The sequence below is a fragment of the Pasteurella multocida genome (genome assembly GCF_900187275.1).
GTDB classification, from domain to species: domain Bacteria; phylum Pseudomonadota; class Gammaproteobacteria; order Enterobacterales; family Pasteurellaceae; genus Pasteurella; species Pasteurella multocida.
The window spans coordinates 1044147-1058457 of the sequence record NZ_LT906458.1 but is presented as its reverse complement, the minus strand read 5'-3'; the positions used below and the strand labels follow the sequence as shown (position 1 = coordinate 1058457).

Sequence of the window (14311 nt, the reverse complement as noted above, 5' to 3'; positions counted from 1 at the left end):
TCATTGTGTCAGGTGGTCCTAATGCAAAAAAATACACCCATTAGCGAGTGGTTAACTTCAAGTGCTCTCGGTGGTACCAATCAGTCTTACATCGAAGAACTCTATGAAGATTACCTTCGTGATCCCGACTCTGTCGATGCCAGTTGGCAAACTATTTTTAACGCCCTTCCGAAATCTCATACTGCCGTTGAGCAACCCCATTCCCAAGTCCGTGATTATTTCAAACGTTTAGCCCGCGATAATTCTCCAAATGGTGTCAGTGTTATTGATCCCAATGTAAGTGCAAGATTAGTGAAATTACTGGCTTACGTCAACGCCCATCGCAATCGTGGTCATTTGCATGCAGACCTTGATCCTTTAAATCTTTGGCAACGGATGGACGCGCCAACCCTCGATTATAAATACCATGGTTTTACGGAAAGTGATCTGGATGAAACCTTTGATTTAGGGGGCGAAGTTGCACACCGTAATCAAATTTCGTTACGAGAATTACAAGACTTATTACAAAAAACCTATTGTGGCACGATTGGGTTAGAGTTCATGCATGTTAACGATGTAGAAGCCAGAACCTGGTTGCAAAATAAGCTTGAGTCACGTGTAACGCAAGGCTTTAACAAAGAAGAACAACTTAAATTTTTAGAAGAGTTAACGGCAGCAGACGGGCTAGAGCGCTATTTAGGGGCGAAATTCCCGGGTGCAAAACGTTTTTCCTTAGAAGGAAGTGATTCGTTTATTCTCTTGATGAAAGAAATTGTTCGTCATGGTAAGCGTAATGGCATTGATGAAATTGCGATGGGGATGGCACACCGTGGGCGTTTGAATATGTTGGTCAACGTACTTGGTAAAAAACCATCAGAATTATTTGATGAATTTGCGGGGAAACACAATGGTAATGGAACCGGTGATGTGAAATATCACCAAGGTTTTTCCTCTGATTTTATGACCGATGATGGCATTGTACATTTAGTCCTAGCTTTTAACCCTTCTCACTTAGAAATTGTCAGCCCAGTGGTAATTGGCTCGGTGCGAGCAAGACAAAAACGCATTAATGACCATGAAAAAGCCAAAGTGTTACCTGTGACTGTACACGGCGATTCTGCGGTCATTGGGCAAGGTGTGGTGCAAGAAACGTTAAACATGTCAGGCACCCGTGGTTATAGCGTGGGTGGGACAATTCGCATTGTGATCAACAACCAAATTGGTTTTACTACTTCAAATCCGCATGATACTCGTTCTACCGAATACTGTACTGACATTGCTAAAATGATTGAAGCGCCAGTGATCCATGTTAATGGCGATGATCCTGAAGCGGTAGCCTATGCTGCACGTATGGCGGTGGAATACCGTACTTTATTTAAACGGGATATTTTCATTGATTTAGTCTCTTATCGTCGTCATGGACATAATGAGGCGGATGAACCTTCAGCGACTCAACCATTAATGTATGACCGTATTAAAAAACATCCGACGCCACGCAAAGTGTATGCGGATCGTTTGATTGCACAAGGCGTGATTAATGAAGAAGCCGCGACAGAGCTTGTGAATAATTACCGTGATGCCTTAGATCGTGGTGATTGTGTGGTCGCGGAATGGCGTGAAATGGATTTAACCACTAAAGATTGGACGAAATATTTAAGCCGTGAATGGTGTGAATATGAAAGCAAATTTGATGCAGCACGTTTCAAAGGGTTAGCTCAAAAAGTATGTGAATATCCTGCACAGCATGAATTACATTCACGCGTCAATAAAATTTATGCCGACCGCACATTAATGGCAAATGGTGAAAAATTATTTGATTGGGGCATGGCAGAAACCATGGCGTATGCCACGTTGTTAGATGAAGGCTATCATGTGCGTTTATCTGGTGAAGATGCTGGACGTGGTACTTTTTTCCATCGTCATTCCGTTTTACACAACCAAAAAGATGCAACCCTTTACATCCCATTAGCGAATTTACATGGTTCACAAGGGCGCTTTGAAGTGTGGGATTCAGTCTTAACAGAAAATGCCGTGTTAGCCTTTGAATATGGTTACGCGACAACCGATCCAAAAACCTTAACCATTTGGGAGGCACAATTTGGCGATTTCGCTAACTGTGCACAAGTGGTGGTGGATCAGTTTATTAGTTCTGGTGAACAGAAATGGGGCAGGATGTGTGGTTTAGTGATGTTGTTACCACATGGCTATGAAGGACAAGGACCAGAGCATTCATCCGCCCGTTTAGAGCGTTATTTACAACTTTGCGCACAGCAAAATATGCAAGTCTGTGTGCCGTCAACGCCAGCACAGATTTATCACTTATTACGCCGTCAAATGATCCGTAAAGTACGTCGTCCGTTGGTTGTGATTTCACCAAAATCCTTACTGCGTCATCCATTAGCAGTATCGACGATGGAAGAATTAATTGATGGTAAATTCCAAAATGTTATTCCTGAAGTCGATGCATTGGATCCAAAACACGTCAGACGGGTCGTGATGTGTTCCGGTAAAGTGTATTATGATTTATTAGAGCAGCGTCGTAAAAATAATCAAAGTGATGTTGCAATTATTCGTATTGAACAGCTTTATCCTTATCCTCATGAGGAAATGAAACAGATTTTAGCGGATTATAGCCATGTCACGGATTATGTGTGGTGCCAAGAGGAACCTTTGAATCAAGGGGCATGGTATTGTAGCCAACATAATTTTGTGTCGTCTATTCCTGAACATGGCAAGCTACGTTATGTCGGTCGTCCAGCTTCGGCTTCACCGGCGGTGGGGTATATGTCGTTACATAATGAACAGCAAACCGCATTAGTGAATGAGGCGTTAGCCTAATGGAAAGTGTGGTCAGGTTTGATGAAAACAGACCGCACTTTTCGCAAAAATAAAACTGATAAAAGGAAAGAAAAATGAGCAATTTTGAGATTATAACTCCCGATTTACCAGAATCTGTCGCCGATGCAACGGTTGTAACTTGGCATAAGAAAGTGGGTGATGTCGTAAAACGTGATGAGATTTTAGTCGAAATTGAAACCGATAAAGTGGTACTTGAAGTCCCAGCACAATCTGATGGTGTACTTGAAGCGATTATTGAAGCAGAAGGCGCCACCGTTATCAGTAAACAATTATTAGGTAAATTGTCAGCCACAGCCGTAGCGGGTGGTGTCACTAAAGAAACGGTTGTCACTCAGGAGCCAACGCCGGCGGATCGCCATCATGCGAATTTAAGTACTGAATCAGTGGGTAGCGACTCGGTGAGCCCGGGGGTACGTCGTTTAATTGCTGAGCATGACTTAAATGCAGAAAACATTAAAGGAAGCGGTGTGGGCGGGCGTATTACACGCGAAGATGTGGAGAAAGTTATCGCGCAAAAAGCCAATAAAGCGCCGAATAAGCCGGCTGAGCCTGCGTTTGTTGTCGGTAATCGTGAGGAAAAACGTGTACCAATGACACGTTTACGCAAACGTATTGCGGAGCGTTTGTTAGAAGCGAAAAACAGCACGGCAATGTTAACCACATTTAACGAAGTGGACATGGCGCCGATTATGAAATTACGTAAAACTTATGGTGAGAAGTTTGAAAAACAACACGGCACGCGTCTCGGTTTTATGTCGTTCTACATTAAAGCTGTGGTGGAAGCACTAAAACGTTATCCAGAAGTCAATGCGTCGATTGATGGTGACGATATCATTTATCATAACTATTTCGATATCAGCATCGCGGTTTCGACACCACGTGGTTTAGTTACCCCAGTATTACGCAACTGCGATAAATTAAGCATGGCGGATATTGAAAAAGAAATTAAAGCGCTTGCTGATAAGGGGCGTGACGGAAAATTAACAGTTGAAGATTTAACCGGGGGTAACTTTACTATTACTAATGGTGGTGTGTTCGGTTCCCTCATGTCTACCCCGATTATCAATCCTCCACAAAGTGCCATTTTAGGCATGCATGCCATTAAAGATCGCCCCGTGGCGGTGAATGGCGAAGTGGTGATTCGTCCGATGATGTATCTTGCGCTCTCCTATGATCACCGTTTAATTGATGGTCGTGAATCAGTTGGTTTCTTAGTAACGATTAAAGAATTGTTGGAAGATCCAACCCGTTTATTGTTAGAAATCTAAGCATTCATGGAATAAGTGCGGTCAATTTGGTAAAAAATTTCAAATCAGACCGCACTTTTTATCCCCATCAAGAGAATCTGTTTAAAGGTAAATATGAGCAATCCCGTTTCTTGGTTTGAAATCCATGTAGAAAATCTACAACGCGCAAAAACATTTTATCAAGCCGTGTTTCAGCTCCCTCTAACAGACGGTGATTGCCCTTCGGGAGAGAAAATGTCTGTTTGCTTTTTTTCAACAGATTATGCGCAATATGGCATTGGTGGCATGTTATATGAAGATAAAGACTTTCCGGTTGTAAGAGGAAATAATTTTACCCTTTTCTTTGCTTGTGAAGACTGTACCGTTGAAGCGGAGCGTGCCGTGAAATTTGGCGGTAAGTTATTACAAGGAAAAACAAGTATTGGCGATGAAGGATTTTATGCGGTTATTGAGGATTCTGAAGGCAATCGAATTGGATTACATTCAATGCAGTAATTCAATGAATTTGACACTTTGAATCAACACTTCTGCCATTTCTTACGATAAACAAACTCGCTTTGAATATGGGCTGAGAATATGAAAATAAGGAACATAACGCTATGAACCTACACGAGTATCAAGCGAAGCAAATTTTTGCAGAATATCAATTGCCAGTAGGCAAGGGTTATGCGTGTAAAAGCGCAGATGAAGCCGCAGATGCAATAAAAAAACTCAATGGTGATGTTTGGGTCGCAAAATGCCAAGTTCACGCAGGTGGGCGGGGTAAAGCCGGTGGTGTGAAATTGGTGCGTAACGAAGCCGAAGTGCGTGCTTTTGCTGACCAATGGTTAGGACAACGCTTAGTGACTTTCCAAACGGATGCTAATGGGCAACCTGTTAATACTCTTTATGTGGAAGAAGGATCGAGCATTGCACATGAGTTGTATTTAGGCGCAGTGCTTGATCGTGCATCACAACGTGTTGTGTTTATGGTATCCACTGAAGGTGGGGTAAATATCGAAGAAGTGGCGGAAAAAACACCGCACTTATTACATAAAATGGCGATAGATCCTCTAACGGGGGGGATGCCATACCAAGGGCGTGAACTTGCGTTTAAACTGGGTTTAAAAGGTGATCAAATTAAACAATTTGCTCATATTTTCGTACAAATGGCAAAAATGTTTGTGGAAAAAGACTTGGCGCTGTTAGAAGTGAATCCGTTAGTGGTGACCAAAGAAGGTAATTTACTGTGTTTAGATGCCAAAATCGTGGTCGATAGTAACGCCTTATACCGTCAGCCAGCATTAAAAGCGATGCAAGACCCAAGCCAAGAAGATCCACGTGAAGCGCTTGCAGAATCACACCAATTAAACTATGTGGCACTTGAGGGTAACATTGGTTGTATGGTGAATGGTGCAGGCTTAGCCATGGGGACCATGGATATTATTAAATTACACGGGGGTCAACCGGCAAACTTCCTTGATGTGGGCGGTGGGGCGACCAAAGAGCGTGTGGCGGAAGCATTCAAAATTATCTTATCGGATAGTGCAGTAAAAGCGGTATTAGTGAATATCTTTGGTGGTATCGTGCGTTGCGATTTAATTGCAGAAGGGATCATTGCTGCCGTGAATGAAGTAGGCGTCAATGTGCCTGTGGTGGTCCGTTTAGAAGGGAATAATGCGCCTTTAGGTCGTGAGATTTTAGCAAACAGTGGTGTGAATATTATTGCGGCAAATACTTTAACGGATGCTGCGATTCAAGCTGTGAAAGCCGCGGAGGGAAAATAAGATGTCTATTTTAATTAATAAAGATACCAAAGTGATTTGCCAAGGCTTTACTGGCGGACAAGGCACCTTCCACTCTGAACAAGCATTGGCTTACGGTACGCAATTGGTCGGTGGTGTTTCGCCGGGTAAAGGGGGGACAACCCATTTAGGCTTACCGGTGTTTAATACTGTGCGTGATGCGGTTGACGCCACGGGTGCTACGGCTAGCGTGATTTATGTCCCGGCACCAGGTTGTAAAGATGCGATTTTGGAAGCCATTGATGCGGGCATTCAGTTAGTGATTTGTATCACTGAAGGGATCCCAACCCTAGATATGTTACAAGTAAAACAACGCTTGAATCAAACTGGCGTGCGTATGATTGGTCCTAACTGTCCTGGCGTGATTACGCCAGAAGAATGTAAGATCGGGATCATGCCGGGCAATATTCACAAAAAAGGTAAAATCGGTATTGTTTCACGCTCAGGTACCTTAACCTATGAAGCGGTCAAACAAACCACCGATGAAGGTTTTGGACAGTCCACTTGTGTGGGAATTGGTGGCGATCCAATCCCTGGGTCAAACTTTATTGATATTTTGAAACTGTTCCAAGATGATCCACAAACCGAAGCGATCGTGATGATCGGCGAAATCGGTGGTTCCGCAGAAGAAGAAGCGGCTGCTTTTATTAAAGACTATGTGACTAAGCCCGTCGTGAGCTATATTGCTGGGGTCACCGCACCAAAAGGTAAGCGTATGGGACACGCAGGCGCGATTATCAGTGGGGGCAAAGGCACCGCAGATGAAAAATTCGCCGCCCTTGAAGCTGCTGGTGTGAAAACGGTACGCAGTTTAGCGGAAATCGGCACAGCGTTAAAATCGTTGTTGAAATAGACCGCACTTCGGTCCAGATAACAAAAAAGGCTGTATTAAACAGCCTTTTTTGATAAAAACAAATTACGCTAAAATGGTATCTAATTCTTGACTCACTTCTTCCACTTTTTTCGTCCCGTCTAAGCGGAAGTACTTGGTGTTACCCGCTTTCGCTTCTGCTTGGTAGTAGTCCACTAATGGCTTCGTGGTGGAGTGATACACTTTTAAGCGATCTAATACAGTTTCAGGTTTATCATCGGCACGGATGATTAAGTTTTCGCCAGTCACGTCATCTTTCCCTTCTACTTTTGGTGGGTTGTAAACGACGTGATAAGTACGACCTGAGGCTTGGTGTACACGGCGACCACTCATACGTTCTACGATCACTTCATCAGGCACATCAAACTCTAAAACGTAGTCAATTTGGATACCGACTGTTTTTAACGCATCCGCTTGTGGAATAGTGCGTGGGAAGCCGTCTAATAAGAAACCTTTGGCACAATCGGCTTGTGCAACACGTTCTTTCACTAATGAAATGATTAAATCATCTGGCACTAATTGACCCGCATCCATTAAGGTTTTTGCTTGTTTACCTAAGTCTGTCCCTGCTTTGATTGCACCACGCAACATATCACCCGTTGAAATTTGTGGAATGCCAAATTTATTCATAATAAATTGCGCTTGTGTCCCTTTCCCCGCACCCGGTGCACCTAATAGGATAATTTTCATAATGACCTCATTGAGTAAAATAATCAGATTTTTTACCGCACCTTGTGTTTTTCATGACAAGGTGCGGTGTGATTTTTCATTGTTTTCGGAATAAAACAAAACGGTTTATGGTTGCTGAATTTGATCCAAATGTCAACCGTTCGGCAAGTTATGCGCGTTGTTCTGCGCTATGCCAAGGGGCGACCTTAAACAACATTAACATACCAGGGATTGCCGCAAAGAAGCAGATCCAAAAGAACGTATAATAGCCATAATCTGCTACTAAGACACCTGAAAAGGCACTAAATATTTTGCTTGGAATAGCGGATAAACTAGTAAAAATCGCTAATTGTGTTGCAGTATAAAGTGGATTGGTTTCTCTCGCCATAAACGCGACAAATGCCGCTGTGCCTAAGCCTACCCCGATATATTCCCCAATAATCACCGTGGTGAGAACAAAGAATTCAAAAGAACCAATCGTATTGAATTTGCCATAACTCGCCATCCATACAAAGCCTAAAATGGTGATCAATTGCACAAAACCAAATAGCCATAAGGAACGGTTAATACCAATACGTAGCATTAAAATTCCACCTAACATGCCTGAAATAATCGATGCCCAAAGTGAATTTAATTTCACTACAGTACCAATATCGGTTTTGCTAAATCCCATATCTAAAATGAATTTGGTTTGCAAGGATGTGGCGAGGGAATCACCAAATTTATATAAGAAGATAAAGAAGATCAGCCCCAAGGCAGAAGCCATGCCTTTGCGTGAGAAGAATTCTTTAAAAGGCAACGCAAAAGTATGATAGAACGGCAAAGAGCGGTCAATTTGTGGTACATCAGGTTCTTTACTCAAGAACAATGACAAAATTAACCCTGGAATCATAAAGAGCGCAGTGAAAATAAATACTACATCCCAAGGTAAGCTATCCGCTAAAATCAATGATAACCCACCAGGGATTAAGCCTGAAATACGGTAAGCATTCACGTGGATTGAGTTACCTAAACCGAGTTCTTCATCTGTTAAAATTTCACGACGGTAAGCATCGATGACAATATCCTGCACGGCAGAGAAGATCGCAATGGATGTGGAAATGACCGCAACAATAGTGATATTGGCGACGGGATCATATTGACCAAGCAAGGCGAGTAAAACCAATAAGGCAACTTGTGTCATAAACATCCAACTACGACGGCGCCCTAAAAAGTTAGGGTAGTAACGGTCAAGTAACGGAGAAATAATAAACTTCCAAGTATAAGGGAAGCCAATTAAGGTAAAAAAGCCAATGGTTTTGACATCCACATTACTTGACGACAGCCAAGCAGGTACCATTTGGAACAGAACATACAGCGGTAAACCAGAACTGAAACCGGTAAAAATACACAGCAACATGTTCCGACTGAAAATTTGGGATAATAAACTCGGTTTTTGGGTTTCCATGATTAATCTCAATAGCCTTTAGGATTCTTTTTTTGCCAGTGCCAAGTGTCTTTCATCATTTGTTCAAGACCACGCGCTGCTGTCCAGTTTAGTTCTGTTTTGGCAAGGCTAGGATCTGAATAATAGGTAGCAATATCACCTGGACGGCGATCAACAAGTTTATAAGGGATTTTGATGTCGTTTACTTTCTCAAACGCCTTGACCATATCTAACACAGAATAACCGCTACCAGTCCCTAAATTATAAATATGCAAGCCAGCATCACCTTCGTGACGGTCAAGGGCTTTAAGGTGACCAATAGCAAGATCGACCACATGAATATAATCACGTACCCCAGTACCATCGTGAGTCTCATAATCACTACCAAATACCGAAAGTTGTGGTAACTTACCGATTGCCACTTGGCTAATATAAGGCAATAAATTATTTGGAATGCCATTTGGATCTTCCCCAATTAAGCCACTTTCATGTGCACCAACAGGGTTAAAATAACGCAAGATCGTAATGCTAAATTCTGGTGTCGCTTTGGCGATATCTTTTAAAATTTGCTCCACCATAAATTTTGAGGTGCCATAAGGATTTGTTGTTCCGCCTACTTTACAACTTTCAGTGATCGGAATAATTTCAGGATCACCGTACACCGTCGCAGAAGAGCTAAACACAAAATTCCAAACACCTGCTTTTTTCATTTCTTGTATTAAGACCAATGAGCCTGTGACGTTATTCATATAGTATTCAGCGGGTTTTTGCACACTTTCGCCAACCGCTTTTAAGCCAGCAAAATGCATCACAGATTGAATTTGATTTTCAGCGAAGATTTTTTGTAAAAGTGCGGTATCTAAAATATCACCTTGATAGAATTTGACTTGTTTGCCGGTGATTTGAGCAACACGCTCGAGGGATTTCGGAGAGGAATTACAAAGATTATCTAAAACAACAACATCTTTATTTGCATTAAGTAGTTCAACGACGGTGTGCGAGCCAATATAGCCTGCACCACCAGTTACGAGAATCACCATATTATGTCCTTAGTTGCGTTATTTGATACAAAGAGTCAGTAGTATAGATCTTTTGCTAATTAAGGGAAAGCACTATCCCCACATAGAAGGCAGGGCTTATCAAAACTTGTTGAAAATCTACCGCACTTTTACTCAAGCTGTCATGTTTGAATTTAGATTTCTTATTAAAATGTTGGCAAACGATTACGCAAACGTTTACTATTGAAAAAAATAGCGTAGAATATGCGCTTATTTTTTTATTTACTACGTTAACTTTAAGGAAACAATATGTCGTTAGAAAAACATTTTGAGATGACGAAACGTGGCTCAAATGTGCGTCAAGAAATCATTGCCGGTTTAACCACCTTCTTAGCTATGGTGTATTCGGTGATTGTGGTACCAAATATGTTGGGCGCAGCAGGTTTTCCTGCTGAATCTGTGTTTATTGCGACCTGTTTAGTGGCAGGTTTAGGTTCGTTATTGATTGGTTTATGGGCAAATGTGCCTATGGCGATTGGTTGTGCGATCTCTTTAACCGCATTTACTGCATTTAGCTTAGTATTAGGTCAACAAGTCAGCATTCCTGTCGCATTAGGTGCCGTTTTCTTAATGGGGGTGGTGTTTACCATTATTTCTGCAACGGGGATTCGTGCTTGGATTTTACGTAACTTGCCAAGTAGTATTGCACATGGTGCTGGGATTGGTATCGGTTTATTTCTTTTATTAATTGCGGCCAATGGTGTGGGGCTTGTAGTGAGTAATCAAGCGGGCTTACCGGTAAAAATGGGTGAATTTACATCGTTTCCCGTATTAATGTCATTAATTGGCTTAGCGTTGATCATTGGCTTAGAAAAAATGAGAGTGAAAGGCGCGATTTTATGGGTGATTATTGCGATCACATTAGTCGGCTTGGTTTTTGATCCGAATGTTAAATTTGGCGGTAGCATTTTTAAAATGCCAACTTTTGGTGAAAACTCATTATTCCTTGAATTAGATTTAATGGGCGCATTACAACCGGCTATTTTACCTGTGGTGTTTGCCCTTGTGATGACCGCGGTATTTGATGCGACAGGTACGATTCGTGCGGTGGCAGGTCAAGCCAATTTATTAGACAAAGAGGGGCAAATTATCAATGGCGGGAAAGCCTTAACTTCAGACTCTGTCAGCAGTATTTTTTCTGGTATTTTCGGTACTGCGCCGGCTGCGGTATATATTGAATCGGCAGCAGGAACAGCCGCAGGCGGTAAAACGGGCTTAACCGCTGTCGTGGTAGGCGTGTTATTCCTATTAATGTTGTTTTTCCAACCTTTAGCTTTCTTAGTCCCGGGTTATGCCACTGCGCCTGCCTTGATGTATGTTGGTTTATTGATGTTAAGTAACGTCAGTAAATTAGACTTTGATGATTTTATTGGCGCAATGAGCGGCTTAGTTTGTGCGGTGTTCATCGTGTTAACGGCAAACATTGTCACTGGTATTATGTTAGGCTTTGCCGCGTTAGTGATCGGGCGAGTTGTGTCTGGTGAAGTGAAAAAGCTCAATGTGGGTACCGTTTTGATTGCGATAGCATTAGTGGCATTCTATGCTTTTGGTTGGGCAATCTAAACTTCACGCGTTCTGAAAAAAAACATAGTCGCATTAATGCGACTATGTGAAAACATGAGAAAGACAACGTTATGCTCTGCTTGGTGCAAAAACGTTGTCTTTTGTTTTTTCTCAGTCTGCGGTAGGGTAAGTGCCTTTCACCAAAATTGCTTCGGTCACGTCTTTTAAGTTACGATGACCAGTAAACGCCATAGATACATCCATTTCTTTATAGAAAATTTCCAGTAAACGATGTACCCCAGCTTCCCCATACGCCCCGAGACCATGTAAAAAGGCTTTACCAGTCATGAAACCACGCGCGCCCATTGCCCAAGCTTTCAGCATATCTTGACCACTCGTAATGCCACTGTCTAGCCAGACTTCAATCTCGTTCCCTACGGCACTCACTATATTTGGCAAAGCTTGAATCGAGGATAACGCACCATCTAGCTGACGACCACCATGGTTGGATACCACAATGGCATCAGCACCAGATTTCACCGCCATTTCGGCATCTTCTGGTTCCATTATCCCTTTAATGATGAGTTTACCTCCCCATAATGCTTTAATTTCTGCCACATCATCCCAGCTTAAACGCGGATCAAATTGCTCTGAGGTCCATGAAGTGAGTGAGGATAAATCGCCAACATTTTTGGCATGACCGACAATATTACGGAAAGTACGGCGTTGTGTACCGAGCATTTTTAAGCTCCATTCCAATTTGGTGGCAAGATTTATCCAGTTTCTTAAAGTGGGTTTAGGTGGGGCGGATAAGCCATTTTTGATATCACGATGGCGCTGTCCGAGCACTTGCAGATCGGCTGTCAGAATTAGTGCAGAGCATTTGGCCGCTTGTGCACGTTTAATCAAATTGCGCATGAACTCACGATCACGCATGACATAGAGTTGAAACCAAAATGGTGCGCTCGTATGCTCTGCCACATCTTCAATAGAACAGATGGACATGGTCGATAGAGAAAAGGGAATGCCAAATTTTTCTGCCGCACGTGCCGCATGGATTTCACCGTCGGGGTGAACCATGCCGGTAAAGCCGGTTGGCGCAATGGCTAATGGCATTTTGACTTGTTGACCAATCATTGTGCTTTCCAGTGAGCGACCTTCCATATCCACTAAAACACGTTGACGTAGCTTAATTGCTTGAAAATCATTACGGTTGGCATGCAATGTGCTTTCGCTCCAAGATCCTGAAACTACATAGTCATAAAACATTTTTGGCACTTTACGTTGCGCAACACGGCGTAAGTCTTCAAGGCAGGTCATTTTTGATAAATCTTTCATATAATCCTCATCTAAGTATCCATTCTTATTTAATGATATTAATTATCATTAAGATTTGATTATAGAGAAAAATGTTATTTCAACAACTTATTTTTTACAAAAAGACACAGAAAATTAACAAAATAGAGTCAACATGGACTAACAGTGTTGATAACGAAAGCGAGGTTATACTGCGCTACTTATGACAATGTCAGAAGAGATAACAGAAAAAAGAAAAGTAAAGCGGAAAGCTGGCATTAGATAGCATTGAAATAACCGACCGCACTTTTGAACCTGTCCGCATAGAAAATAAGTGGAATACGTTGGCGTAACCATACTGGGACAGCATGTTGCTGCCAGAGTTTTTTGATGTCTTTATTCGCACTAGTTGGGCTTAAACGCACTTTACCAGAATAGCGAAAACGTACTTCGATAGGGTCTTCTGTTAAAGGCAATATGCTTGTGAAGGTGTGTTGTGGATGAGACCAAATTACCTGCAATTGCCCAGCTTGTTGTTGGAGTGAAAGCATGCCTAAATGATCGGGTAAGGTAAGTGTTTCGCCAATGTGAATTGGTAAGCGCAGTGATGATAAATCAGCAAAATGGGGTGTCAGGTAGAGTGTATCCTGATAGCGACGGACACAATATTCGCCCAGTTGAAATTGGGGTTGGCTATCCAATTTAGCAAGAATGACATCTTGAATCAATTGCGTTAACTGCACTTTAGACGGCATAGAAAGCCCACATTGCGCCAACCATAAACGGAGTAATGCATTTTGTTTTAACAGAGAGCGTGTAGCAAAATCGCGGAGCTGAAAAGTGCGCTCGGTTTTATCAAAATGTTGTGCAAATTCGGCGTGTAGCAGTTCACTGAGTAATTGTTGTTGCTCAAAGCAATGTTGTGCGCTGCGCTGCACAGCATTGTCAAAATGTGGCCAGCGTTGCCGTAAGCGTGGAAGGACTTCATGGCGTAAGAAATTGCGCTCATAACGGCTGTCTGTATTGCTCTCATCTTCTACCCAAGGGCAACCTGCTTGCTTGACATAATCTAACAACATTTGGCGTGTAAAGGTTAATAATGGACGACAGATAGGTAAACAATAGAGTGTACTTTCCCTTTGCATCGCACCGAGACCAGCCAAGCCACTACCTCGTTTTAAGGCAAGGAAAAAAGTTTCGGTTTGATCTTGCTGATGATGTGCTGTGGCGAACATTTCATTAGGCAGAAGATGTTGGCGGATTGCTTGATAGCGTGCTTCTCTTGCTCCCGCTTCAATCCCTTTGTGCTGTTCAATTTTGACCTGTTCTACAATGAGTGGAATGGCTACTTGTTGGCAAATTTGCTGGCAATGCGTGACCCATGCATCCGCGTTAGCACTTAGTCCGTGATGAATATGAATCGCCCGTAGCATTAAGTGCGGTTGTTTTTCACGAAGTTTTGCAAACAAGAGTAATAGAGCAGTGGAATCCAAACCACCACTAAAACCAATTAAAAACTGATGTTGTGTGGGCGGAAGTTGCGCAATTTCGGCTTGGAATTGTGTTAGCAACATAGTATTTCATCACAAAGTAAAAGGACGTTAATTCTAACGCCCTTT

11 protein-coding genes are annotated in these 14311 nt (G+C 42.4%); 6 read left to right on the top strand and 5 right to left on the bottom strand.

The features are described from left to right. Positions 1-21 precede the first annotated feature (21 nt). The 5 genes from sucA to sucD all read left to right on the top strand — a co-directional run bounded on the left by sucA (position 22) and on the right by sucD (position 6722). A complete protein-coding gene (sucA, locus tag CKV69_RS04865; RefSeq protein ID WP_014326191.1) occupies positions 22-2817 on the top strand; it encodes a 2-oxoglutarate dehydrogenase E1 component in 2796 nt (931 codons plus the stop codon). A 74-nt stretch (positions 2818-2891) separates the two neighbouring features. After that, on the top strand, positions 2892-4106 hold the full coding sequence (gene odhB, locus CKV69_RS04860) for a 2-oxoglutarate dehydrogenase complex dihydrolipoyllysine-residue succinyltransferase (protein WP_014326190.1): 1215 nt from the start codon (positions 2892-2894) through the stop codon (positions 4104-4106). A 93-nt stretch (positions 4107-4199) separates the two neighbouring features. Continuing rightward, a complete protein-coding gene (locus CKV69_RS04855; RefSeq protein WP_005721143.1) occupies positions 4200-4580 on the top strand; it encodes a VOC family protein in 381 nt (126 codons plus the stop codon). A 104-nt stretch (positions 4581-4684) separates the two neighbouring features. After that, positions 4685-5851 (top strand): ADP-forming succinate--CoA ligase subunit beta, encoded by a 1167-nt coding sequence (gene sucC / locus CKV69_RS04850; protein WP_014326189.1) that lies wholly within the window; start codon positions 4685-4687, stop codon positions 5849-5851. Position 5852: 1 nt separating this feature from the next. Continuing rightward, positions 5853-6722: a succinate--CoA ligase subunit alpha gene (gene sucD, locus CKV69_RS04845; RefSeq protein WP_005721145.1), complete on the top strand. Its 870-nt coding sequence runs from the start codon at positions 5853-5855 to the stop codon at positions 6720-6722. A 63-nt stretch (positions 6723-6785) separates the two neighbouring features. On the opposite strand, the gene adk is transcribed toward sucD, so the two are convergent. The 3 genes from adk to galE all read right to left on the bottom strand — a co-directional run bounded on the left by adk (position 6786) and on the right by galE (position 9875). Then, entirely contained in the window at positions 6786-7430 is a 645-nt protein-coding gene (adk, locus tag CKV69_RS04840) for an adenylate kinase (RefSeq protein ID WP_014668172.1), read from the bottom strand. Between the two features lie 148 nt (positions 7431-7578). Next, positions 7579-8856, bottom strand: coding sequence for an AmpG family muropeptide MFS transporter (locus CKV69_RS04835; RefSeq protein WP_014326187.1), 1278 nt, complete (start codon positions 8854-8856; stop codon positions 7579-7581). Between the two features lie 8 nt (positions 8857-8864). After that, complete coding sequence (gene galE / locus CKV69_RS04830; RefSeq protein ID WP_038641881.1) at positions 8865-9875, bottom strand: UDP-glucose 4-epimerase GalE; 1011 nt, start codon at positions 9873-9875, stop codon at positions 8865-8867. A gap of 267 nt (positions 9876-10142) precedes the next feature. Between galE and CKV69_RS04825 the strand changes: the two genes are divergently transcribed. Beyond that, the gene (locus CKV69_RS04825; protein WP_005753599.1) at positions 10143-11456 is read left to right on the top strand and encodes an NCS2 family permease; all 1314 of its coding nucleotides are present in this window, start codon (positions 10143-10145) and stop codon (positions 11454-11456) included. Between the two features lie 111 nt (positions 11457-11567). Here CKV69_RS04825 and CKV69_RS04820 read toward each other — a convergent pair whose 3' ends face one another. Both CKV69_RS04820 and tilS read right to left on the bottom strand, forming a co-directional pair. After that, complete coding sequence (locus CKV69_RS04820; RefSeq protein WP_005753601.1) at positions 11568-12734, bottom strand: alpha-hydroxy acid oxidase; 1167 nt, start codon at positions 12732-12734, stop codon at positions 11568-11570. A gap of 236 nt (positions 12735-12970) precedes the next feature. Further along, complete coding sequence (gene tilS, locus CKV69_RS04815) at positions 12971-14266, bottom strand: tRNA lysidine(34) synthetase TilS (RefSeq protein WP_025248489.1); 1296 nt, start codon at positions 14264-14266, stop codon at positions 12971-12973. Positions 14267-14311: the final 45 nt, after the last annotated feature.

What these genes read in the sequence shown, in the direction of transcription:
- sucA (WP_014326191.1), top strand. Translation starts at nt 22, where the DNA reads ATGCAAAAAAATACACCCATTAGCGAGTGGTTAACTTCAAGTGCTCTC.
- odhB (WP_014326190.1), top strand. Translation starts at nt 2,892, where the DNA reads ATGAGCAATTTTGAGATTATAACTCCCGATTTACCAGAATCTGTCGCC.
- CKV69_RS04855 (WP_005721143.1), top strand. Translation starts at nt 4,200, where the DNA reads ATGAGCAATCCCGTTTCTTGGTTTGAAATCCATGTAGAAAATCTACAA.
- sucC (WP_014326189.1), top strand. Translation starts at nt 4,685, where the DNA reads ATGAACCTACACGAGTATCAAGCGAAGCAAATTTTTGCAGAATATCAA.
- sucD (WP_005721145.1), top strand. Translation starts at nt 5,853, where the DNA reads ATGTCTATTTTAATTAATAAAGATACCAAAGTGATTTGCCAAGGCTTT.
- adk (WP_014668172.1), bottom strand. Translation starts at nt 7,430, where the DNA reads ATGAAAATTATCCTATTAGGTGCACCGGGTGCGGGGAAAGGGACACAA.
- CKV69_RS04835 (WP_014326187.1), bottom strand. Translation starts at nt 8,856, where the DNA reads ATGGAAACCCAAAAACCGAGTTTATTATCCCAAATTTTCAGTCGGAAC.
- galE (WP_038641881.1), bottom strand. Translation starts at nt 9,875, where the DNA reads ATGGTGATTCTCGTAACTGGTGGTGCAGGCTATATTGGCTCGCACACC.
- CKV69_RS04825 (WP_005753599.1), top strand. Translation starts at nt 10,143, where the DNA reads ATGTCGTTAGAAAAACATTTTGAGATGACGAAACGTGGCTCAAATGTG.
- CKV69_RS04820 (WP_005753601.1), bottom strand. Translation starts at nt 12,734, where the DNA reads ATGAAAGATTTATCAAAAATGACCTGCCTTGAAGACTTACGCCGTGTT.
- tilS (WP_025248489.1), bottom strand. Translation starts at nt 14,266, where the DNA reads ATGTTGCTAACACAATTCCAAGCCGAAATTGCGCAACTTCCGCCCACA.